We start from the raw sequence: 21,262 nt of genomic DNA on the forward strand, positions 1-21,262 counted from the left end.
ATGAAAGTTCTCGTTTTTGATGTTTCCGCTCCGTATGCTCTGTTCAGAAGGCCATACACGACCACCTCTTCCTATACTCTTCCTTTTCCACCAAGAACGACGATTCTGGGACTTATTGGTTGCGTTCTTGGCTATCCCAAACCATCAAAACTCAACAATGCAAAAGTAGCGGTTCAAATAAAAGGTCCCCTGAGATTTTTGAGAACAGGAACAAACTTTGTCGAAACAAAAAGAGAAAAGAAAGCTTCAAAGAGGATCAGGGTCAGTCTCCAACTACTGAAGGAACCGTCTTACAGAATCTTCTTCAGTTGGGACAACGAAGATTTTCACCGATTGAAACTTCTTCTTGAAAACAACGAAACCATTTTCACTCCGTACCTTGGAGTAGCTAGTTTCATAGCAAAACTGGATTATGTTGGAGAATACAACGCTGTACGTGTGGATCCCCCATGTGAGGTACACACGGTTGTTCCAAACACTGTAAAGCTTGCTCCAGAGCCGGCTCATTATCTTGTGTTTGAAAGGGTTACAAGAGAAATGGATGAAGAAAGAAACCTCATTGAGGCTACAACCTACATATTTAGAAGGGATCTCTCTCCTGTGAAGGTGGAAGGTGGAGAAGTGTGGAAAGTAGAAGGCCAAAATATAGTCTGGATGTGATGAGGTCTCATCCCGACAGGAAGTTGGTTGACCACCTAAACGGTGTGAAGAAAAGATCTCTGGAGAAGTTCTACTCACTCGATCTTTCTTGGAAAGAGTTGTTCGGGTATGGAAAAGATGTACTGGAGAAATTCATTCTACTGGTTTCAGAATCACACGATATCGGCAAAGGAACTGTGTATTTTCAAGACTATTTGAACGGTGAGAAAGTGAACAAATCTTTGAGAAATCACGCCCTTTTTTCTGCTGTTGCATTTTTCCACAGATCAAAGGAGTTGCCGGAGAAACTCAGACTTTTTGGTTTCGAGATCGTAAGAAAGCACCATGGTCGTTTCGACGATTTCTTGGAGAGTGATCCAAACAAGGACGTTCTTAAAAAACAGTTCGAATCCCTCCCATTCGATCTTTTGGAAGTGTACAATCTTGTCGACATGGATCTATCCGATACCATCGAGGAGCTCAGAAAAACAAAAAGCAAATTCGCACTTCTTGGCGAAAAAAGTCTATCCGATTATTTTTTGATACACCTTTTCATGTCCATTCTTGTCTCCTCTGACAGAGAGGATGTAGTCTTCAAAGATGAAACACTACCCCCGCTTCCTTCTTACGAAAAAGAAAAGATCCTTGCTTACAGAGAAAGACTGGGAAAGAAGAATCAGATCGATCGTTTGAGATGGGAGTTTCAGGAAGAGGTGCTGAGGTTTCAGCCAGAAAGAGGAAAGATCTACTCTATAACAGCACCGACCGGAATAGGGAAAACTTTGGGAAATCTCCTTTTTGCCAGTCATTTTGCTGATGATGACACGATTGTGATCTACGCTCTTCCTTTCATCAACATTATAGAGCAGACGGTGGAGAAAATCAGGGAAATGTTCGAGACAGACGATCCTTTCTTTGTTTTGCCTTTCCATCATCTTTCAAATCCGGAATACTCCAGCAAGTACGAAGAAGTTGAAGATCTTTTGATAAATCTTTGGCACTCCCGGGTTGTTGTTACTACCTTCGTTTCGCTCTTAGAATCTATCATTACTCTGAGAAAGATTCCCTTCTTCTACAAACTTCCGAAGGCAGTCCTCATACTCGATGAAGTTCAGGCGATTCCCCACGAATACTGGAGCGCTGTGGAAAAGACTATCAGGTTTCTCTCAAAGATGGGAACCACCGTGGTTCTTTCCACCGCCACAAAACCATCTCTTTTGAAAGACGCACAAGAAGTAGTGTTTGATAAAAAAATCTACTTCAGCCGGCTAAACAGAACCATACTCAAGATAGAAAGAGAAATGAGTTTTGAAGAATACAAACAATTCATAAAAGATACCTTGAAAGACGGCAAAAGAACACTTATCATTACAAACACTATAAAAGAGGCGGAAGAGATATACGACACCGTAGAGGGAATAGGGAAGGTGTGTTTTCTTTCTTCCCGAGTGATACCAAAACACAGAATGGAAATTGTATCCAAAATAAACGAATACGACATATGTGTAACAACTCAAGTTGTGGAAGCGGGGGTAGACATCTCCTTTGAAAGGGTGATAAGGGACATAGCACCCGTTGACAGTATTGTTCAGGCAGCGGGCAGATGTAACAGGCACTTTGAAACAAAGAAAGGAGAAGTGATCGTCGCTCCGGTCAAGGACAAGCGAAACGTTCTTTTCTCTTCTTACGTTTATGGAAGGTTCCTTACAGACACCGCAAAAAAGATATTGGAAAATTATGAAACCTTAGAAGAGAGTGAATTTTTCGAACTTGTAGAAAGATTTTTTGATCACGTAAACAGATTTGGAAATCCCGATGCAAAGAAGATCGGTGAAGCTTTGGAGATATTGAACTTCGCGAAAATAGGACAATTTAGTCTCATCACACCGGAGCCGACGGTTCCATTTGTTGTTTTGGTAGATGAAGAATCTGAAAGAGTTTTCGAAGAGTTTCAAAAGTTTTTCGACAAAAAAAGAACAAGAGAGAGTTTCTCGATTTTGAAGAAGCTTTTTAGGGAACTTTCCCCCTACATCGTGAGCGCGAGGGTAAAGAAAGATGCTGTGTATCCTGAGACGATAGCAGGCATGGTGGTTATTCCAAGAAACGTTCTTGACAACTGGTACCATCCGATCAAGGGGCTCAGGGTGGAAGGCTCAGGCGAGGTGATTGTGATTTGATCTCAGGCTCGGTTGTTCTGAGTTACATCAACTGCAAAAGAGAAGCCTGGCTCATGTCTCGAAACATCGTTCCTGATCAAAACAACATGTACATCGAAATAGGAAGGTTTCTTCATGAAGATTACAACTCAGGTCCCAATCTTCCAGGAATGAAAGTGGACATGCTTTTCGAGAGAGATGGAGTGAAGGTTGTAGGGGAAGTTAAGAAATCATCTGCTTCGATCAAGGGAGCTGAACTTCAGCTTTTGTACTATCTTTTCAGGCTGGAAGAGAGAGGAGTGAAAGCAAAAGGAGAGATCATAGTGCCAGCGGAAAACAGAAGGATCACCGTTGAATTGACAGAAGAGAAAAGAGAAAAAATAAAGAAGGTGATCGAAGAAATTTCTCTTCTGATAAAAGAAGATCTCCCACCACTTCCCGAAAGAAAAGGAATTTGTAGAAAGTGTGGGTATGAGCTGTTTTGTTTCTCGTGAGGTGGAAAGATGGAAAGTGTGTATCTTTTCACCAGCGGAAGTTTGCGAAGAAAGGCAAACACCATATGTATCGAAACAGAATCTGGAAAGAAGTACATTCCTGTTGAAAACGTGATGGACATAAAGGTGTTTGGGGAAGTTGATCTGAACAAAAGGTTCCTGGAGTTTCTCACCCAGAAAAGAATCCCTCTTCATTTTTTTAACAGAGAAGGGTACTATGTAGGCACCTTTTATCCCAGAGAATACTTGAATAGTGGTTTTTTGATCTTGAAGCAGGCAGAACACTGCATCGATAAAAAGAAGCGTCTGTTTCTTGCAAAAAGGATTGTTTCTGGATCGATCCAGAGCATGATCGGATTTTTAAAGAAAAGAAAGGTGACAGACGATTCTCTCAGAGAATACAAAGAAAAAACAGAAAAAGCAGAGGACATCTCTGAACTGATGGGAATAGAAGGAAATGCAAGAGAAGAATATTACTCAAAGCTGGACGAACTGGTATTTGACGAAGAGTTTCGCATAGGAAAAAGAACCAGAAGACCTCCAAAAAACTTTGCAAACACCTTGATCAGTTTTGGAAATTCCCTCCTTTACACCACCATTTTGAGCCTCATATATCAGACTCATCTTGATCCGAGAATTGGATATCTACATGAGACCAATTTCAGAAGGTTCACACTGAATCTGGATATTTCAGAGCTCTTCAAACCGGTCATCGTAGACAGATTGTTTTTGAACCTTGTTAATACAAAACAAATAAACGAAAAGCATTTCGATGAGGTTTCTGAAGGTTTGATGTTGAACGATCAAGGAAAGAGTCTTTTCATAAAAAACTACGAACAAGTTCTCAGAGAAACTGTCTTTCACAAAAAGTTGAACCGAAATGTCTCGTTGAGATCTCTCATAAAGATGGAACTTTACAAACTTGAAAAACATCTTTTGGGAGAAAAGTTGTACGAACCTCTTTTGTGAGTGATCATCATGTATATCATCATGGTTTATGACGTTAACGAAAAGCGTGTTGCAAAAATCCTAAAGACTGCAAGGAAATATCTGAAATGGGTCCAAAACTCCGTTCTTGAAGGCGAACTTTCTCCAGGGAAATACGAGAAGTTAAAATTAGAGATAGAAAGATTGATTGACAAAAAAGAAGATTCTGTGAGGTTTTATGTGATGGATTCTAGAAAAGTTTTCGAATTGGAGGCACTGGGTTTAGAGAAATCTGATAATGGGTTCATCCTCTGAGGGAGGTGACGGTTTTGGAACAAATCAAGTGCAGAATTGTGACGCCAATGTTTTCAAGGGGGGCAAGCTATTCCTTCGAATTGAGTTCACAGAGTATCAAAGGTGTTCTCAGATTCTGGTTCAGAGCGATCGCTCCAACGATAATAGATATTTACACATTTGAGGACACGGAAAATCTCAGTGACAAAGAACAAAAAAGATGGAACAATGAAAAATACAAAGGTTTGAAATATCTTGAGAGTTTGATCTTCGGATCTCAAGAAAGAAAGGCACCGTTCGGGTTGGAAGTTAGAACATATGGTGAACCGAAAACTCTGGGAACCTTTGTAGAAAAAAACAATAAGAAAGGATACAAGGTTCAAATATGCGAATCTCTAAAATCCCTCAGATATTTTTTGTATGGACTGTACGATGAAAATAACAAGGCGGTCTATGAATATCTTCCTCCTGAAGCCAGGTTCAGTATATTCCTTCACACAAGAGATGAAAATATCAAACAAATTATCTTGAATCTGTTGTGGCTTGTTTCCACGTTTTCTGGCTTTGGAGCGAAAACCAGAAAAGGATTCGGAGAATTTGAAATAATAGACCCTTCTCTTGATAGAAACGATTATATTGGAGCTATAGAAAATTGTAAAGAAGCAATAAGAGAATTTGTAAAGAAACACAATTCCAAAAGCAACATTAGACTCAGGTTGCAACCAACCAAATTCGAAGAAATGCCAGAATTTCCAAATTTCGCTGATTGTATGATATTAAAATCTCCCGCAAAAAAGGTAAAAAATGTCATTGAAGCTTTAAAGGAAGCTGCTAACGTTTATATCGAACTGAAAAAACAACTCAGATATTCCGACGGAGATTGTGTTAGACACATCAAAAATCACTTGGTGAATTCGCGAAAAGCAAAAATACACGTGCCCACTGCTATATTGGGCCTTCCTCTTCAATATCAAGGGAAAGGGTTTCAAGGTAGAAAAGTAGTTGTCTTTTCATCCCTGAAAGAACTCAAAATCGATAAGGGAAGAATCGATAAGGGAAGAAAAGCATCTCCACTCTTTATTTCTGCTCACCGAAAAGATGAAAAGAATTGGGAGTTGATCTTCCTTCTCATGAGAAGCAATGTAACATCTGAAAAAGACGGCAGTTTGATAGCGGAAGTGATTAAAGATAAAGAATCACAGGATTTCGAAGTCAAGGTTTTTGTGAAAGAAAAGGAGGATTATGAAAAAGTCACCAGTATCTTAAAAACACAAGGCTTTGAGGAGCTTCAGGGGGGATATTCGTGAATAACAGAGAAGAATTCTGGAAATCCAAGATATCCGCTCTTTTCCATGATCCTATAACGAAGGCCTTTGATGTTATAAAACATGAAGAAGTATCAAAAAAGATCCTGCAAACCCTTGAGGTCGAACCCGAAAGAGGAAGAGAAGACCCATTGGCAAGTGCCATGGACAGATTCCCGATTCCATATGAAAGAATTGGAAAGCAGATTTACGTCTCATTCGCTGAAACTGTTTTTGTCCATCCTTTCACCGGAGAAGAACTAAATGAAGTGAAAGATTTCTTTCAAAGCCAGAACATCGAAGAAATGAAAAGGCTCCTGGATGGCAGATTGAAAGAATTGAAAGAGAAAAACCATTCTTATGAAAAACTCTTCCATGCTCTCTGGTGGAATCTGCCCTACCTTGTGAACGGAAGCCAGTTTCTTCCAGCGGATACCAGAATAGCCAACCACTCGATAATAGACCACTTGGACGTCACATCTGCCCTGAAGGGCTGTTTAGAAGGCAATGAAATAAAAGCTTCTCTAATAGCGGTTGCAATAGGCCCTGTTCAGGAGATCATTTCCCAGGCCAGAAAGGCAAGGGATTTGTGGGCAGGAAGCTATCTTCTCTCGTATCTCATCTACGCCGCCATAGAAACTGTTGGGAAAAAATACGGTTTCGATTCCATCATATCTCCTTATTTAAGAGGGAACTACTTTGTTGAAAAAACTCTCAATGATATGGGGGTCTATCTTGGAAACTACTGTCCTGTACCTTCGAACGAAAGCGTCGCATCTCTTCCGAACCTTTTCGTCGCAATAGTTCCAGAATCGGAAGTAAAATGCATTCTCGAAGACTGCGAAAAATCAATTAAAGACAGGTGGAAAGAACTCACTGATAAAACAAAGGAAAAACTGAAGAAATATAAATATACATTCAACGAGGAATCCTTCAACTGCCAAGTAGGTCTTTTCCCCGATATACAAACAGCAAGTGTGTCTTTTTCCAATCCCGACGAAGTTGAAAGGACCATAAAAAAACTTTTCGTGGGAAAGGATATAGAAAAGTTCAGAGAGGCTTTGAAAATAGTGAAAGACCACGGTGGATACAAGGAGAATTCGGGTGCGTTCTACAGATATTTTCATCAACTTCTTTCTGCAAAACTTGCCGCAAAAAAGGCAGCCAGATCTTTTCCGAAGTACGAAGAAAATATTTACCCGGGTTTTCCGGATCTTATGGATGCAGACGATTTCGGGGCAGGAGTCAGAGCATGTGTTTTGTGGGAGGATATAGAAAAGGTTGACAAACTTGGAACACTGAATGCCGTGAAAAGACTCCTTCCAGAGATTATTGGAATCAAACTAAAATTTGATTCAACGACAGATATTGCAAAGAACAACGAAGCAAATCAGAATATCAAAGATCCTGGGAAGTTCAAGAACGGGTACATTGGAGTTCTTCTGATGGATGGAGATCAGATGGGAAAGTGGATGTTTGGAGAAAAAGCCCCTCCTCTGGAAAAAGTGGTTCATCCAAAAGTCAAAGATGCTTTCGAAAGAAATGAAGAATTGAGCAAGGTGTGGGAAATTTTAAGAAAGATAAGAACAATCCAGCCCGCGTACCACAGAGGTGTTTCAAGAACCCTTGGAATCTTTTCTCAATTTGTTAGTAGTATAGTAGAGAAACACAAGGGTATGCTCATTTACAGTGGTGGGGACGATGTTCTGGCACTTCTTCCTGCAGACAGTGTTTTGGAATGTGCCAACAAGTTGAGAAAGTTCTTTTCTGGAAAGGGAGTAGAGATAGAGGGGAAAGAGTTTGTAGCAAAAGATGGAATTCTCTATCTAAATGGCGAACCATTTGCCCCATTGATGGGTGAAAATACCACAATGAGTGCAGGTATTGCCGTTGTCCATCACAAATTTCCACTTCAGGTGGCCCTGAAAATGGCAAGAGCAGCGGAAAGACAGGCAAAGAACAGATATGGTCGGAATGCCTTCTGCATCTCTCATGTGAAAAGATCTGGTCAGATGATCTTCATTGGATCGAAGTGGGAAATAGGCGATATGGATGTGGTTGACAGATCCTTGAAGATCCTGGAAGATATGGAGAACAAAAAAGTCTCCCACCGAAGCCTGTACAAACTTCTTTCTCCAGATTATGTTCTCTTCGAAGAATACTTTGAAAAGTTCATAGAATATGTTTTGAAAAGATCTATCCATACAGAAAAAGATGAGAAGAAGATAATAGAAGAACTCAAAGACCACCTGAAAAAGATGGTCGACTTCTACATGAAGGATTTACACTTTACCTTCGCAGAGGCCGTTTCGAACACTCTCGAATTTTTGATAACTTTTCGTACCATGAAGAGAGGTGAAGTTTCGTGAAACTGTGGGGAATATTTTTTGAACCCGAAGATTGGGTTGGTTTTCGCGAAGTGAGAAGTTTCTCCTTCTCGGACAGAGTGGAGAGTGTTTTTCCAACATCGTTTCCCTTTTATGGAGCCGTCAGGACTGCTTTGATGAGAAGAGGCAAAGATTTTGACCCCGGAGATTCAGAAAGGGCAGGAACGATCAGGATGTTCGGACCTTTCATCTTTGAGAACACCTCCGACGGAAAGAAAATCTGCTTTCCCATTCCAAAGAATGTGTACAAAGTTGGTGATGAGTACAAAACCATGCCGGTTCTGGAAACGGAAGAAGGATTTCTTCCCTGGAAACCAGAATTAGACGCAGACAGCAAAATCGAGGAAGATTTCATTGAACTGAGAGAACTCGAAAGGATGAGAAAAGGAGAAAGTTTCAAGGCCGTTTCCCTTAAACATGCTGAGTTTGTTGCCAGAGAAACCCGTGTGGGAATTGCCCTTGAAACTGATAAGAAAAGAGCCAGAGAGAGAATGATATACTCGATATCCTACTACAGGTTCAGAAACGGCGGCTTCGTTATGCTAACAGACGATGAAAGAACAGCAGAATTGATATCCGAAATTGAAGGGGTATTCCTTGGATTCAGAAGTAGATGGGTAAACGTGGAGATCGAGGAGATAAAAACGGATGTGTTTGATCCTCTTGAAAAGGAAAATGTCGCGGTTTACCTCGTGACCCCTGCCGTGTTCAGTGGTGGAGGTGTTCCTTCTTCGAGGACTTTGGTAGGAAGAAAGATTCTGACAACGGTTGGTGTACGAAAACTTCCAGTGTCAGGATGGGATCTTCAGAAGAAAATGCCCAAGAAGATTTATCATGCAGTATCTCCTGGTGCGGTTTACTATCTTGGTGATAAAGCCAATGAAAATGAGCATGAGGAAAGTGAACTTAGGGACTTTGGATTCGGAAGGTACGTGTTCATGGAATGGAAAAAACTTAGGGAGGGATAGGAAGATGGAAGAAAAGCAGGTTTTTCTCCTCTACGCAGAAACCCAGGTTCACGCGGGAACTGGTTTTGAAACGGGTGTTGTTGATCTTCCGATTCAAAGGGAAAGAACCACGAAGTTTCCCGTTATACAGGGAATAAAAGGAGCGTTGAGGGCGTATTTCAGAGTGAATAGCAAAGACAAGGGTAAAGAAATAGAGATATTCGGAAGCGATCCTGAAAGTGGAGAAGAAACTAAACCTGGAAATCTGAACTTCTCCGAAGCAAAGATACTTCTGTTTCCTGTTAGAAACCCGGACAAACTTTTCGTTTGGGTCACTTGTCCCCTTGTCTTGGTAAGATTTGCAAAAGCGGTCGATGAAGAAGAGGTTATCAAAGAAATAGAAGAAAGGGCAAAGATAGATTACGACAAGTGTCTTCCTCTCTTCGATGCGAGAAAAGTCTATCTTGAGGAGATAAAACTGGAGGCAGTTGATATAGATCTTCCAAAAACAAGAAGGTTGATAGCCAAAATTTCTAGATGTGCACCGATAGATTATTTGAAAAACAAGATAAAAAGTGATGTGGTCATAGTGAACGATACTCTCTTTTCTGAGATAGTTCAAAGCATGACAGAAGTAGTGCCGAGAATAAGGATTAACAGGGAGACAAAAACAGTCGAAGAAGGTGGGTTGTGGTATGAAGAATATCTGCCGCAAGATACGGTGATGTACTTTGTGGTGAGAAAAAGTTATTACAACAACATGAAAGATTCTTTGATGGAGACTTTTAAAAGTACAGTACACGGTAATCTCGTTAATATCGGAGGAAAAGAAACCGTTGGAAAAGGTATGGTGTGGATCTACGCGTGGGGGGATGAAGATGGAGATTCTCAGTCTTAAACTTGGGAAAAAAGCTATGGAGCTAGTCAGGGAAATATCTGAAAACGACAAAGTATCTGAGAAAGAAAAAGATGACTATCTCAAAACAGTGAAAAAACTGGGAAGTTTAATCGTGCAAAATGGTATCCTTGGAGCAATGATCTTCCTCGAAGAAAAGAAAAAGAATACGGTATTAAATCATCTTAAGAAATTGATCGAAGAGATGACGGGCATAGGAAATTTATCTGAAGATATGATGAACAATATCGATATCGAAAAATACTTGAAGATTCAGATAGCGGCACTCGAGGCTTCAAAATGGCTCAAAAGGTGTGCAGAGATCCTCATAGGTGGTGAGAAAAATGAATCTTCCAGAGAGTAAAAATTTGAGTTTGTATTGGGACAAGTACAGTTTCTTTTCTTTGAAAAAAAGCGATAATAACAAAGAGGGAATTCTTAAAAAAATGATTGATCTTCTTCAAAATCTCAAGGAAAAAAAGTACATCTTAGATATTTTGCAAACACGTCGGAAACTCATTCATGAAAAAAGAAAACCAATAATCAATCTAAAAATGAAGGTGAGAAGCAAACTCCTTGTGGGGGCTGGATCTCCTTCTCCTGTCGAGGTCGGTATCACACTCTCCAGAAACTACGGTGTTCCTGTTATCCCAGGAAGTGCCATAAAAGGAACTTTCGCCAGTTTTCTTTACGAAAATGGGGAATTTGACAAATTCTCTCATATCTTTGGGGATGAAGAAAAGGAGGGAGCATTGATCTTTCTCGATGCGATACCTGTATCAGATTTGAGACTCTCAGTTGACATCATCAATCCACACTTTCAACCTTATTACATGCAAGAAAAGTCTCCACCGAACGATTGGTATGATCCAGTTCCTGTGAAATACATCGTTGTGGGAGAAGGAATATTTCAGTTTACAGTTCTGGAAGATCTCGAAAGGTCGATCAAAGATTCAGAAAAGAAAGAGATAAAAGAAAGATTCATAGAGATGCTCAAAGTCTATGGACTTGGTGCAAAGACAAATTACGGATACGGTCGGTTCAATGATGTTCTATCATGAAATTGTGATACAATATCAAATGATAAGGATCCCGAACTTCTCTGTGTTTTGAAAAGAGCGCGCCACGAGCCTAAAAGGCTCTGGCCGCTCTTTTTTGAGGTGGGGGGAAACATGAAAAATGGCCATCACGAACTTTTGAAAAGAACACTGGGTTCCATTCAAAGTGTACAGGGGTTTGTTCTTTTGGAAAACGAAAGGGAAGAACTCTCTGTGAAATTATCAGTGGGGAAGGTTCCTCTTTTCTTCAAAGAAGGTTTTTCTTTCACGATAGACGAGGTGTTAGAACTTTTCAAGTTTCAGAGGGATGCCGCTGTGGTCTCCCTCATAAAAGACAGTGAGTGTCGAAAAATGTTGCTACTTTACTTGAAGAAACCGTTGGAGAAAGAAACTATCTTGTTGATCCAGTCATTGCTTTCTGCATCAGAATGTGAGGATTTCTATCTCAATGTAAGAGAACTGGAGCACATGGCCTATCACGATCCTCTAACAGGGCTTCCAAACAGGCGTTATTTTTTCGAATTTGGGGGCAAATATCTCGACATTGCAAAACGTGAGGGCAAGAAGGTTTTTATACTCTTTTTGGACCTTTCTGGTTTTAAGAAGATAAACGATACTTACGGTCATCCTTTCGGCGATGAGGTTTTGAAAACCATATCGAAGAGGATTATTGACCGGATAAGAAAAAGCGACGTCATATCCCGTTTTGGAGGAGATGAATTCGCTTTATTGTTATACGATATGAAGGAAGATTACCTGGATTCTTTCCTGGAGAGACTTTTTTCTGCTTTCAAGATGCCCGTTAGAATAGGGAGCACTGAAACCCACATATCTGCCAACGTGGGTGTTGCAAAATTTCCAGAGGATGGAACGAATTTGGAAGAACTCTTGAAAGTGGCCGACTCGAGGATGTACAAGGCAAAAAAGATGAAAACCCACTATGTTTTTGTTTGAGAATTTTTCCGCTTATTTTTCTATTGAAATCCTACTTCCTACCTTAAATCCGTGCCTTTCGAAAAAGCCCTTCTTCACTTCCAGAGCGTATTTGAATGGTTTTGGAGCATAGTAAACCTTGCATGGTTCTTTTTCACATGGCTCCATTTCCTGAATGGAAAATATGATGCCATTTCTGTCTATAAAGGCGATTTCGAGGGGAACGTAGGTGTTTTTCATCCAGAAGCCGCTTCTTGTATCTTCTTCGAAAACAAAGAGCATCCCGAAATCGTCCGGGATGCTCTCTCTGTACATCAGGCCAATTGAACGCAGAAGAGGTGTGTTTGCTATTTCAACACGGAGTTTCAGAGATTTCTTTCCATCGGTGATCACAATCTCTCCTTCTGGAAATTTCACCTTCTTTTCCTGACCGGATGCAACTATGATCGCTACAATTCCAGCTACGATCAGAGCAAGAAAAATCAGCCTTTTAATGTTCAGGAGTTTCAAATTCTGGGTCACCTCAGTTCCAGAATGGTCTTCACTATGTAGCTGTTGAGAAGACTTTCGAGGTACTCCTGCTTTCCAGATGGAAGTTCTATCGTCTCTTTGTCTATTATATACTCTTCGAGTTTTTCAAAGTCCACTTTCCCTTCAACAATTTCCTTTCCGATGCCCTCCCTGAAACTTCTGTACTTTTCTTCGATGAATCTATCCAGAACACCATCCTTCACGAGTTTGTATGCCACCTTGAAGCCGAGAGCAAAGGTGTCCATTCCCGCTATGTGCCCTATGAAGAGGTCCTCCACTTTGTAAGAAGCCCTCCTCACCTTCGCATCGAAGTTGAGCCCGCCTTTTGTGAAGCCTCCCGCTTTTATCACTTCGTACATGGCAAGAGTTGTATCGTAGACGTTTGTTGGGAACTGGTCGGTATCCCATCCAAGAAGAAGATCTCCCTGGTTTGCATCGATACTTCCGAGTTTTCCAAGAATTCTTGCCATTCTCAGCTCATGCTGGAAGGTATGGCCAGCGAGCGTGGCGTGATTCGCCTCGATGTTGAATTTGAAGTACTCATCGAGACCATGACTCTTCAAAAAGGCATAGGCGGTTGCAACGTCGAAGTCGTACTGGTGTTTGGTGGGTTCTTTTGGTTTTGGTTCAATGAGGAACTGTCCGGTAAAACCGATCTTTTTTGCGTAATCCACGGCCATTCTGAGGAAGCGGGCGAGGTTTTCGAGTTCAAGTTCAAGGTTCGTGTTGAGGAGTGTTTCATATCCTTCTCTCCCGCCCCAGAAGACATATCCTTCTCCTCCGAGTTCTTTGGTGATTTCGAGGGCCTTTTTCACCTGGGCAGCTGCGTACGCAAAAACATCTGCACTGCAGGTTGTCGCTGCACCGTGCATGTATCTTGGATGTGAAAAGAGATTTGCGGTACCCCAGAGGAGTTTCACGTTGCTGTCTTTCATCCTCTCTTTGATTCTCTCCACCACTCTGTCCAGAATTTTGTTTGTCTCTCTCAGTGTTTTTCCCTCGGGAGCGATGTCTCTGTCGTGGAAGCAGAAGTACTCGATGTTGAGTTTTTCGCAGAATTCAAAGAGAGCATCCACCCTTGCAAAGGCCTTGTCTATAGGGTCGGTGTACTTGTTCCAGGGACGATCGGCCGTTGGATCTCCGAACGGATCTCTTCCTTCGTTCACGAAGGTATGCCAGAAGGCAACGGAGAATTTCAGATGGTCCTTGAGAGGTTTACCGTCGATCACCTCGTTTGGATCGTAGAATTTGAATGCAAACGGGTTTGTGCTTTCTTTACCTTCAAACTGCACTTTTGGGATTTCTGGAAAGAACTCTGCCATGTGAACACCTCCCTAAATTTTTTCTATCAATCAATTATATAAAATTCCACGGGGTTATTTCAAATATTTTTTTAGAGAGATATACTTGTACTTGGGAGGTGTTTCAGATGGAGATAACAAAAAAGATAGAAGAATTGAAAGACGAGATGGTGGATTCCCTGAAAAGGTTCATATCGATCAACTCAGTGAACCCAGCCTTCGGTGGTCCTGGAGAAAAAGAGAAAGCCGACTGGCTCGAAGAACTTCTCAGAAAAATGGGATACAGTGTTCAGCGTTATGATACAAAAGACCAGAATGGAATATGGAGATCGAACCTGCTTGCGACGATTCCTGGCAAAGACAAAAGCAAAACCCTGTGGATAGTAACGCACATAGATACTGTTCCGCCCGGGGATCTTTCGCTGTGGAAGACGGATCCTTTCACCCCCGTTGTGAAAGATGACAGGGTGTATGGAAGAGGTGCTGAGGACAACGGCGGGTCGATGGTTGCTTCTATATACGCGGGGAAGGCCCTCATGGAATTAGGCGTAGTTCCCGAGTACAACTTTGGTCTTGCGCTCGTTGCCGATGAGGAAGCAGGAAGCAGATATGGAATCCAGTGCCTCATAGAAAAGGGTGTTTTCAGGCCAGATGACATGTTTCTGGTGCCCGATGCTGGAAACGAGAGGGGAGACTTCATAGAGATTGCAGAAAAGAGCATTCTCTGGTTCAAAGTGACGGTGAACGGAAAGCAGGGTCATGCCTCAAGGCCGAGGACCACAGAGAACGCCCTCAGAAAAGGAGCGCAGATCATAACGGAGCTGGATGAGACACTCCACAGGAAATATTCAGAAAAAGACGAACTCTTCGACGAGCCACTCAGCACCTTCGAGCCAACCCGTTCGGAAAAGACCGTGGATAACGTGAACACGGTTCCAGGAAGATTCGTCTTCTACTTCGATTGCAGAGTCCTTCCGCGCTACGATCTTGACGACGTTCTGTCCACCGTGGAGTCGATCCTTGACGGAAGAGGAGCGGAACTTGAGGTGGTGGTGAAACAGCCTGCTCCAGATCCCACGCCGGTTGATTCTGAACTCGTTGTGAAACTTTCGAGTATTTTGAGAAGTCTAAGAGGTCTGGAGGCCAGGGCTGGTGGTATCGGGGGAGGCACCTGTGCGGTTTTCTTCAGAAAAAAAGGCTGGCCTGCTGTTGTCTGGAGTACCATAGAGGAAACTGCACATCAACCAAACGAGTACAGAAGGATATCCCATATGGTGGAGGACGCAAAGATCTTTGCACTTCTTGGTGTTGAGAGGTGAAGGGATGCTAAGAACGATAGCAGATCATTTGATGGACGTTGCTCAGAACTCGGTGAAGGCAGGTGCCAGAAATGTAAAGATAATAATAGAAGAAACTGACGAATGGTTCACGTTCACCGTGGAAGACGATGGACCGGGAATAGAGGATCCGGAGAAGGTGTTCGATCCGTTCTTCACAACAAGAGATCCCCGTTTGAGAAAAGTGGGGCTTGGTCTTCCCTTCCTCAAGCAGGCAGCAGAACAATCTGGAGGTAGGGTCAGTCTGTGGACTCATCCTGGGAAAGGAACGGTTGTGAAGGCTTCTTTCAATTTGAAAAGTGTTGACTGCCAGCCCATAGGAGATCTGGCAAGCACACTGGTGAGTCTGATTCTATCTGATCCGAACGTGAACTGGTACGTGCTGAGGAAAAAAGACGGGAGAGGCTATGAAATAGACACCGGCAAGTTGAAAAAAGACGGGCTGTGGGCCCCAGAAAATCCAAAGTTTGCATCCTTTCTTTTTGAGACACTGGAAAATCTTGAGGAAGACCTGAGGAGAGGTGAAAAAGATGGGTGAGAAAAAGTTCGAACATTACTACACGGTGGAACCCACATCGAAACTCAGGGTCAGAGAAGCAAAACTCGTGTTGAAGAATGGACACGAGTATGTCTTCAAGACACCTTCAGGCGTGTACTCCTACGGTAGGATAGACAAGGCAACGAAGGTTCTCCTTGAGAACATGAAGGTTCACGGAAAAAGGGTGCTCGATCTGGGATGTGGGTACGGTGTGATAGGGATCGTCCTGAAAAAAGAGTATCCAGATCTGGAGGTTTACATGAGCGATATAAATAAACGGGCGGTGGAGTTCACCAAGATAAACGCAAAAGACCACAACGTGGAAGTCGATATACGATGGGGAAATCTCTACGAACCATGGGAAGGCATGAAGTTCGACATGATCGTGTGCAACCCGCCCATAGTTGCTGGCAAAGAGGTGTGGATGGAGATCGTGGAAAGGGCACCTGAGTTTCTGGAAGACGGTGGAAGCCTTCAAATGGTGGCTTACCACAACAAGGGTGGAAGACGTATAAAGGAGTACATGAGAGAGGTTTTCGGAAACGTAGAGGAGCTCTGCAAAACCGGTGGGATAAGGGTTTACAGATCAGTAAAAGGACTGAAGGAAGATGAAGATAACGTTGAGTAATGTCTCTTTTGAATACAGCGGAAGACGTGTGCTAGAAAACGTGAGCATGGAGTTCGAAACGGGAAAACTCTACATCTTGGTCGGAAAAAACGGTTCTGGAAAGACCACCTTGTTGAAGGTGATATCGGGTCTTCTGGAGGCAAAAGGAAACGTTTTCATAGACGGAACACCTGCCGATCCTCTCACGCTCAGAAAAAACGTTGGATACGTCTTTCAGAATCCATCTTCACAGATAATCGGTGCCACTGTTGAAGAAGACGTGGCTTTTTCTCTTGAGATACTCGGTCTCGACAGGGATGAGATGCAAAGGAGAATAAAAAGGGTTCTCGAACTTGTGGGACTCGCCGGGTTAGAAAAAGAGGATCCTTTAAATCTTTCTGGAGGTCAGAAACAGAGACTGGCCATCGCCTCCATGCTGGCGCGCGATACACATTTTCTGGCTCTGGACGAGCCTCTTTCCATGCTCGATCCTCCCTCTCAGAGAGAGATATCAAAAGTGATAGAAGATCTCAAAAAAGAGGGGAAGGGAATTATCATTGCCACTCACGAATTGGAATATCTGGAAGATTTCGATGTGATACTGCACATGAGAGATGGTAGAATTGATTTTTGCGGAAGCTGGGAAGTGTTCATGGATAAAGGGTTCGAAGATGTAGAGGTGCCATTCAAGTGGAAACTCTGGAAAAAAATTGGAAAAGAAACCAAATGGGAGGTAGAGGATGCGGATACTTTTGACGAACGATGACGGGATAAATTCTAAAGGAATAATCCTGCTGGCGGAGTACCTTTCGAAAGAGCACGAAGTCTTCGTTGTGGCACCGGACAAAGAGCGAAGTGCAACGGGACACAGCATCACCATACACGTTCCACTCTGGATGAAAAGGGTTTTCATAAGTGAAGACGTGGTGGCTTACTCCACAACGGGGACACCTGCAGACTGTGTCAAACTCGGCTACAACGTGATCATGGAAAAGAGAGTGGATCTCGTGGTGAGTGGGATCAATAGAGGTCCGAACATGGGAATGGACATCCTCTACTCTGGTACCGTTTCCGGAGCCATGGAAGGTGCCATGATGAACATACCATCGATAGCGATCTCAAGTGCAAGTTACGAAAGTCCCGATTTCGAAGGAGCGGCAAGATTCCTGATAGGCTTTTTGAAGGAGTTCGATCTCTCACTTCTTGATCCTTTCACCATGCTGAACATAAACGTTCCCATCGGTGAAATAAAGGGCTGGAAACTGACAAAACAGAGTCGAAGAAGGTGGAACGACTATTTCGAAGAGAGAATATCACCCTTTGGAGAGAAGTACTACTGGATGATGGGAGAAGTGGTGGAAGACGACGATCGAGAGGACGTGGATTACAAGGTGGTTCGGCAAGGTTATGTTTCTGTAACACCCATACATCCGTTTCTCACCAACGAAGGTTGTCTCAGGAAACTCAGGGAGGTGTATGAATCGTGTACAGAGTGAGGGTCTTCGGAGATCCTGTTTTGAGAAAAAGGGCAAAACCCGTAACAAAGTTCGATGAAGTTTTGAAGCGAACGATAGAGAGGATGATAGAGACGATGTATCACTACGATGGCGTGGGACTTGCGGCACCTCAGGTTGGAATATCCCAGAGGTTTTTTGTGATGGATGTGGGAAACGGCCCTGTGGCGGTTATAAATCCCGAGATCCTCGAAGCCAGTTCTGAAACGGAAATAGCGGAAGAGGGTTGTCTGAGCTTTCCCGAGATCTTCGTCGAAATAGAAAGGAGTAAGAAGGTGAAGGTGAGATATCAGAATGTTCGTGGAGAGTTCGTTGAAGAGGAACTAGAGGGGTATCCTGCGAGGGTCTTTCAACACGAGTTCGATCATCTGAACGGAGTGCTTATAATAGACAGGATAAAACCTGCAAAAAGACTTCTTCTGAGAAAGAAACTGATGGATATTGCAAAATCTGCCAGAGAATGAGGAGGGAATCACTGTGAAAAAATGGCTTTTGATGGTGGTTCTAGTCGTCCTTTTTTCCTCGGTCTTTTCTTTTTCTCCACCTGTTGATTCTCCGCGTGTTTCTGCGACTTTTGGGGAGTACAGAGGAAGTGGAAACAGAGGACCTCATTTTCACATGGGAATGGATTTCTCCACTGGTTTGAAGGAAGGCGTTCCCATCTACGCTTCTGAGAGGGGATGGCTTGTCAGACTCGAGATCGACAGAGACGATATATACGGCTATACGGTGGTTCTGGAACATGAAAACGGCTACAGAACACTGTACGCTCATTTGAGCAGGTTTGCAAAGAAACTCGAAGTGATCGTTGATTCTCTGAAAGAAGAATTTGGAGATGTGAGGATCGTTGTGGAGTTTCCAGAAAGAGAGATCTGGTTTGAAAAGGGAGAAGTTCTAGGATACTCCGGTACTACCGGGGAAGCGCCCATACCGCACGCCCACTTTGAGATAAGAGATAAAAAAGAAGAAATCTCTTACGATCCATCGAATTTTCTGAACCTTCAAAAGCCCGTGGACGAAGATATCTTCCTGGAAAAGTTGAAAATAGGAGACAACGTTTATGACTTCATTGAAAACAGAACCTACCCTTTCACTGGAAACTTCCCGGTTCTTTCCATAAAGGCCTATTCAAGAGGATTCAACAACACTCTGGGGCTCAAAAAGATCTCACTTCTGATGGAAGGAGAAGAGATCTATCAGATCTCCTTTGAACAGATCCCATGGTCTGAGTTTACAAATGTCTGGGGAGTGTACGACAGAAAGTCCGTATCGGCGGCGTACAGATTTGAACTCTGGTACAAACTCTTTCCAGAGACGTTCTCCTCCCTTGTGAAGGTCAATAAATTTCCAGAAATCGGAAAATTCCCAGACTTTGCCAAGTACACCATCGTGCTGGAGGATACATGGGGTATGAAAAAGGAGTTTTCCTTCTATCTGCAAAGGAGGTGAAGAGGTGCTCTTTTTATTCTTCGGGAAAAGGAAAAAGAACCTGGACAGGGATCCTTTCTACAGAGAAAAAGGGGCCCTGGTTGTTTACATAAAGTGTGAACGGTGTGGAGAGATGTTCAGAAGTCATCTGAGGAGAGGATACGACTTCATTGTGGACTATGACAATCCAGGCGTTCCCTACAGGATAGATAAGCTCTACGTGGGCTCCAAATGCCCCAACAAGATCCATCTTGTTGCCACGTTCACATCTTCTTACAAGCCGGTGTCGGTCTCCATCGAGGGTGGCAGTTTCATCACCAAAGAAGAGTACGAAGACGCTCAAAAACAATAACGTAACCTTCTTTTAAGAGAAGATATGATAAACTATCAAGGCTGTCATACGACCAGCGAAAGGAGGATGGGAGATGAGAAGACTTTTCACCAGTGAAAGTGTCACAGAAGGTCACCCTGACAAGGTTGCAGATCAGATCTCGGATGCTATACTGGACGCTATGCTCGAGCAGGATCCAAGGAGCAGAGTCGCAGTTGAAACACTCGTAACCACAGGGCTGGTCATTGTAGCAGGAGAGGTTACAACGAGGGCGTACGTGGAGATACCAGATATCGTGAGAAAAACGATCCTTGAGATAGGATACACGAGGGCAAAATATGGTTTCGACGGAGAAACGTGTGGAGTGCTCACAAGCATACACAGCCAGTCTCCAGACATAGCACTCGGTGTGGACAAAGCTCTTGAGGTAAAGAGCGGAGAAGAGGTAGCGGACGAACTGGAGGCACTTGGTGCGGGAGACCAGGGAATCATGTTCGGTTACGCTACAAACGAGACACCCGAGTACATGCCACTTCCAATCACGCTAGCTCATCGTTTGGCCATGAGACTTGCTGAGGTCAGGAAGAAGGGTATTCTTCCATTCCTCAGGCCAGACGGGAAAACACAGGTGACGATAGAGTACGAGGACGACAAACCGGTGCGTGTCGACACCGTCCTCATATCCACACAGCACGATCCCGACATCTCCCAGGCGGATCTGAGAGAGGCGATCATCGAACACGTTATAAATCCTGTCATACCGGAAGAATACAGAGATGACAAAATGAAAATTCTTGTCAATCCAACTGGAAGGTTCGTTCTTGGTGGCCCAATGGCTGACACGGGTCTCACCGGCAGAAAGATAATAGTTGACACCTATGGAGGATGGGTACCACACGGAGGAGGAGCCTTCAGCGGTAAGGATCCAACGAAAGTTGACAGATCGGCTCACTATATGGCAAGATATGTAGCGAAGAACGTGGTTGCTGCAGGTCTTGCAGATAAGTTCCTCATACAGCTCTCTTATGCCATAGGTGTCGCAAAACCCGTTTCCATATTGATCGACACGTTTGGAACAGCAAAAGTTGACGAAGAAAAGCTCCTCAAAGTGATCACAGAGCTCTTCGATTTCAGACCGGGGGCTATAATAAAGAAACTCAATCTTCTTAGACCCATTTACAGAAAAACAGCCGCCTACGGTCATTTCGGCAGAAACGAGGAGGAGTTCACCTGGGAAAAGCTTGATATGGTCGATGAACTGAAAAGAGCCTTCAACATGTGAGGGAGGGATTGAGTAGTGCCTAACACGAAATCTGCTAAGAAGAGAGTCAGGGTTTCTGAAAAAAGAAGACAGAGGAACAAAGCTTATAAGACCTTTTTCAAAAACAGAATAAAGGAAGTCATCAAAGCTATTGAAAACGGAGAGCCAAAGGAAGTGGTTCTAGAGCTCGCCAAGAAGGCACAGGCTGCCATCGATAAAGCAGTATCAAAGGGAGTTATTCACAAAAACCAGGGAGCGAGGAGAAAGGAAAGACTCTTCAAAAAAGTGAACGAGTATCTGAAGAGCCTGGAAAAAGCCGAAGCGGTTCAGGAGTGACTTTGTCCTCTGCTTTGAAATCCAGCCCCCTCAGTGGGGCGTTT

At 43.1% G+C, this 21,262-nt stretch carries 24 protein-coding genes; 22 read left to right on the forward strand and 2 right to left on the reverse strand.

Annotated elements, in window-relative coordinates; translation table 11 throughout:
• The 12 genes from cas5b (at position 1) to AS006_RS02410 (ending at position 12,055) form a co-directional block, all read left to right on the forward strand.
• Positions 1-660, forward strand: coding sequence for a type I-B CRISPR-associated protein Cas5b (gene cas5b / locus AS006_RS02355; protein ID WP_101512779.1), 660 nt, complete (start codon positions 1-3; stop codon positions 658-660).
• On the forward strand, positions 624-2,816 hold the full coding sequence (cas3, locus tag AS006_RS02360; protein WP_233185602.1) for a CRISPR-associated helicase Cas3': 2,193 nt from the start codon (positions 624-626) through the stop codon (positions 2,814-2,816). Before cas5b ends, cas3 begins: the two co-directional genes overlap by 37 nt.
• The gene (gene cas4 / locus AS006_RS02365; protein WP_101512780.1) at positions 2,813-3,289 is read left to right on the forward strand and encodes a CRISPR-associated protein Cas4; all 477 of its coding nucleotides are present in this window, start codon (positions 2,813-2,815) and stop codon (positions 3,287-3,289) included. Before cas3 ends, cas4 begins: the two co-directional genes overlap by 4 nt.
• A gap of 9 nt (positions 3,290-3,298) precedes the next feature.
• Entirely contained in the window at positions 3,299-4,258 is a 960-nt protein-coding gene (gene cas1b / locus AS006_RS02370) for a type I-B CRISPR-associated endonuclease Cas1b (RefSeq protein ID WP_101512781.1), read from the forward strand.
• Positions 4,259-4,267: 9 nt separating this feature from the next.
• Entirely contained in the window at positions 4,268-4,531 is a 264-nt protein-coding gene (gene cas2 / locus AS006_RS02375; RefSeq protein ID WP_101512874.1) for a CRISPR-associated endonuclease Cas2, read from the forward strand.
• Between the two features lie 14 nt (positions 4,532-4,545).
• Complete coding sequence (gene cmr1 / locus AS006_RS02380) at positions 4,546-5,817, forward strand: type III-B CRISPR module RAMP protein Cmr1 (protein ID WP_233185603.1); 1,272 nt, start codon at positions 4,546-4,548, stop codon at positions 5,815-5,817.
• A complete protein-coding gene (gene cas10 / locus AS006_RS02385; protein WP_101512782.1) occupies positions 5,814-8,183 on the forward strand; it encodes a type III-B CRISPR-associated protein Cas10/Cmr2 in 2,370 nt (789 codons plus the stop codon). Before cmr1 ends, cas10 begins: the two co-directional genes overlap by 4 nt.
• Complete coding sequence (gene cmr3, locus AS006_RS02390; protein ID WP_101512783.1) at positions 8,180-9,169, forward strand: type III-B CRISPR module-associated protein Cmr3; 990 nt, start codon at positions 8,180-8,182, stop codon at positions 9,167-9,169. The genes cas10 and cmr3 overlap by 4 nt, the downstream gene beginning before the upstream one ends.
• A gap of 4 nt (positions 9,170-9,173) precedes the next feature.
• Positions 9,174-10,046 carry a type III-B CRISPR module RAMP protein Cmr4 gene (gene cmr4 / locus AS006_RS02395; protein WP_101512784.1) on the forward strand — a complete coding sequence of 291 codons (873 nt, stop codon included), beginning with the start codon at positions 9,174-9,176 and terminating at the stop codon, positions 10,044-10,046.
• Positions 10,027-10,407: a type III-B CRISPR module-associated protein Cmr5 gene (cmr5, locus tag AS006_RS02400; protein ID WP_101512785.1), complete on the forward strand. Its 381-nt coding sequence runs from the start codon at positions 10,027-10,029 to the stop codon at positions 10,405-10,407. Before cmr4 ends, cmr5 begins: the two co-directional genes overlap by 20 nt.
• A gap of 82 nt (positions 10,408-10,489) precedes the next feature.
• Positions 10,490-11,104 carry a type III-B CRISPR module RAMP protein Cmr6 gene (cmr6, locus tag AS006_RS02405; RefSeq protein ID WP_233185604.1) on the forward strand — a complete coding sequence of 205 codons (615 nt, stop codon included), beginning with the start codon at positions 10,490-10,492 and terminating at the stop codon, positions 11,102-11,104.
• Between the two features lie 111 nt (positions 11,105-11,215).
• On the forward strand, positions 11,216-12,055 hold the full coding sequence (locus AS006_RS02410) for a GGDEF domain-containing protein (RefSeq protein WP_101512787.1): 840 nt from the start codon (positions 11,216-11,218) through the stop codon (positions 12,053-12,055).
• Between the two features lie 12 nt (positions 12,056-12,067).
• Here the strand turns inward: AS006_RS02410 and AS006_RS02415 are convergent, their stop codons facing one another.
• Positions 12,068-12,535 (reverse strand): DUF192 domain-containing protein, encoded by a 468-nt coding sequence (locus AS006_RS02415; RefSeq protein ID WP_369819744.1) that lies wholly within the window; start codon positions 12,533-12,535, stop codon positions 12,068-12,070.
• Positions 12,536-12,552: 17 nt separating this feature from the next.
• Positions 12,553-13,887: a xylose isomerase gene (xylA, locus tag AS006_RS02420; RefSeq protein ID WP_101512789.1), complete on the reverse strand. Its 1,335-nt coding sequence runs from the start codon at positions 13,885-13,887 to the stop codon at positions 12,553-12,555.
• A gap of 107 nt (positions 13,888-13,994) precedes the next feature.
• Here xylA and AS006_RS02425 point away from each other — a divergent pair, with 107 nt between their 5' ends.
• From AS006_RS02425 to rpsT, 10 genes are all read left to right on the forward strand, one after another.
• Entirely contained in the window at positions 13,995-15,185 is a 1,191-nt protein-coding gene (locus AS006_RS02425; RefSeq protein ID WP_101512790.1) for a M20 family metallo-hydrolase, read from the forward strand.
• A 4-nt stretch (positions 15,186-15,189) separates the two neighbouring features.
• Entirely contained in the window at positions 15,190-15,741 is a 552-nt protein-coding gene (locus AS006_RS02430; RefSeq protein WP_101512791.1) for a HAMP domain-containing sensor histidine kinase, read from the forward strand.
• Positions 15,734-16,369: a class I SAM-dependent methyltransferase gene (locus tag AS006_RS02435; protein WP_101512792.1), complete on the forward strand. Its 636-nt coding sequence runs from the start codon at positions 15,734-15,736 to the stop codon at positions 16,367-16,369. The genes AS006_RS02430 and AS006_RS02435 overlap by 8 nt, the downstream gene beginning before the upstream one ends.
• Entirely contained in the window at positions 16,350-17,114 is a 765-nt protein-coding gene (gene ecfA1 / locus AS006_RS02440) for an energy-coupling factor ABC transporter ATP-binding protein EcfA1 (protein WP_101512793.1), read from the forward strand. The genes AS006_RS02435 and ecfA1 overlap by 20 nt, the downstream gene beginning before the upstream one ends.
• On the forward strand, positions 17,089-17,844 hold the full coding sequence (surE, locus tag AS006_RS02445) for a 5'/3'-nucleotidase SurE (protein ID WP_101512794.1): 756 nt from the start codon (positions 17,089-17,091) through the stop codon (positions 17,842-17,844). Before ecfA1 ends, surE begins: the two co-directional genes overlap by 26 nt.
• Complete coding sequence (gene def / locus AS006_RS02450) at positions 17,832-18,326, forward strand: peptide deformylase (protein ID WP_101512795.1); 495 nt, start codon at positions 17,832-17,834, stop codon at positions 18,324-18,326. Before surE ends, def begins: the two co-directional genes overlap by 13 nt.
• A gap of 13 nt (positions 18,327-18,339) precedes the next feature.
• Positions 18,340-19,311 carry a M23 family metallopeptidase gene (locus AS006_RS02455; RefSeq protein ID WP_101512796.1) on the forward strand — a complete coding sequence of 324 codons (972 nt, stop codon included), beginning with the start codon at positions 18,340-18,342 and terminating at the stop codon, positions 19,309-19,311.
• A 4-nt stretch (positions 19,312-19,315) separates the two neighbouring features.
• Positions 19,316-19,642: a hypothetical protein gene (locus tag AS006_RS02460; protein WP_101512797.1), complete on the forward strand. Its 327-nt coding sequence runs from the start codon at positions 19,316-19,318 to the stop codon at positions 19,640-19,642.
• Positions 19,643-19,715: 73 nt separating this feature from the next.
• Positions 19,716-20,903 carry a methionine adenosyltransferase gene (metK, locus tag AS006_RS02465; RefSeq protein WP_101512798.1) on the forward strand — a complete coding sequence of 396 codons (1,188 nt, stop codon included), beginning with the start codon at positions 19,716-19,718 and terminating at the stop codon, positions 20,901-20,903.
• A gap of 15 nt (positions 20,904-20,918) precedes the next feature.
• Positions 20,919-21,218 (forward strand): 30S ribosomal protein S20, encoded by a 300-nt coding sequence (gene rpsT / locus AS006_RS02470; protein ID WP_101512799.1) that lies wholly within the window; start codon positions 20,919-20,921, stop codon positions 21,216-21,218.
• Positions 21,219-21,262: the final 44 nt, after the last annotated feature.

Origin of the sequence: Thermotoga sp. SG1, assembly GCF_002865985.1 — a bacterium.
In the GTDB taxonomy this organism is placed as follows: domain Bacteria; phylum Thermotogota; class Thermotogae; order Thermotogales; family Thermotogaceae; genus Thermotoga.

Bases quoted from the DNA above. Each gene is read 5' to 3' on its own strand.
- cas5b (WP_101512779.1), top strand. From the start codon at position 1: ATGAAAGTTCTCGTTTTTGATGTTTCCGCTCCGTATGCTCTGTTCAGA.
- metK (WP_101512798.1), top strand. From the start codon at position 19,716: ATGAGAAGACTTTTCACCAGTGAAAGTGTCACAGAAGGTCACCCTGAC.
- AS006_RS02425 (WP_101512790.1), top strand. From the start codon at position 13,995: ATGGAGATAACAAAAAAGATAGAAGAATTGAAAGACGAGATGGTGGAT.
- xylA (WP_101512789.1), bottom strand. From the start codon at position 13,887: ATGGCAGAGTTCTTTCCAGAAATCCCAAAAGTGCAGTTTGAAGGTAAA.
- AS006_RS02430 (WP_101512791.1), top strand. From the start codon at position 15,190: ATGCTAAGAACGATAGCAGATCATTTGATGGACGTTGCTCAGAACTCG.
- surE (WP_101512794.1), top strand. From the start codon at position 17,089: ATGCGGATACTTTTGACGAACGATGACGGGATAAATTCTAAAGGAATA.
- cas2 (WP_101512874.1), top strand. From the start codon at position 4,268: ATGTATATCATCATGGTTTATGACGTTAACGAAAAGCGTGTTGCAAAA.
- ecfA1 (WP_101512793.1), top strand. From the start codon at position 16,350: ATGAAGATAACGTTGAGTAATGTCTCTTTTGAATACAGCGGAAGACGT.
- cmr4 (WP_101512784.1), top strand. From the start codon at position 9,174: ATGGAAGAAAAGCAGGTTTTTCTCCTCTACGCAGAAACCCAGGTTCAC.
- AS006_RS02435 (WP_101512792.1), top strand. From the start codon at position 15,734: ATGGGTGAGAAAAAGTTCGAACATTACTACACGGTGGAACCCACATCG.
- cmr6 (WP_233185604.1), top strand. From the start codon at position 10,490: ATGATTGATCTTCTTCAAAATCTCAAGGAAAAAAAGTACATCTTAGAT.
- AS006_RS02410 (WP_101512787.1), top strand. From the start codon at position 11,216: ATGAAAAATGGCCATCACGAACTTTTGAAAAGAACACTGGGTTCCATT.
- cas1b (WP_101512781.1), top strand. From the start codon at position 3,299: ATGGAAAGTGTGTATCTTTTCACCAGCGGAAGTTTGCGAAGAAAGGCA.
- cmr5 (WP_101512785.1), top strand. From the start codon at position 10,027: ATGGAGATTCTCAGTCTTAAACTTGGGAAAAAAGCTATGGAGCTAGTC.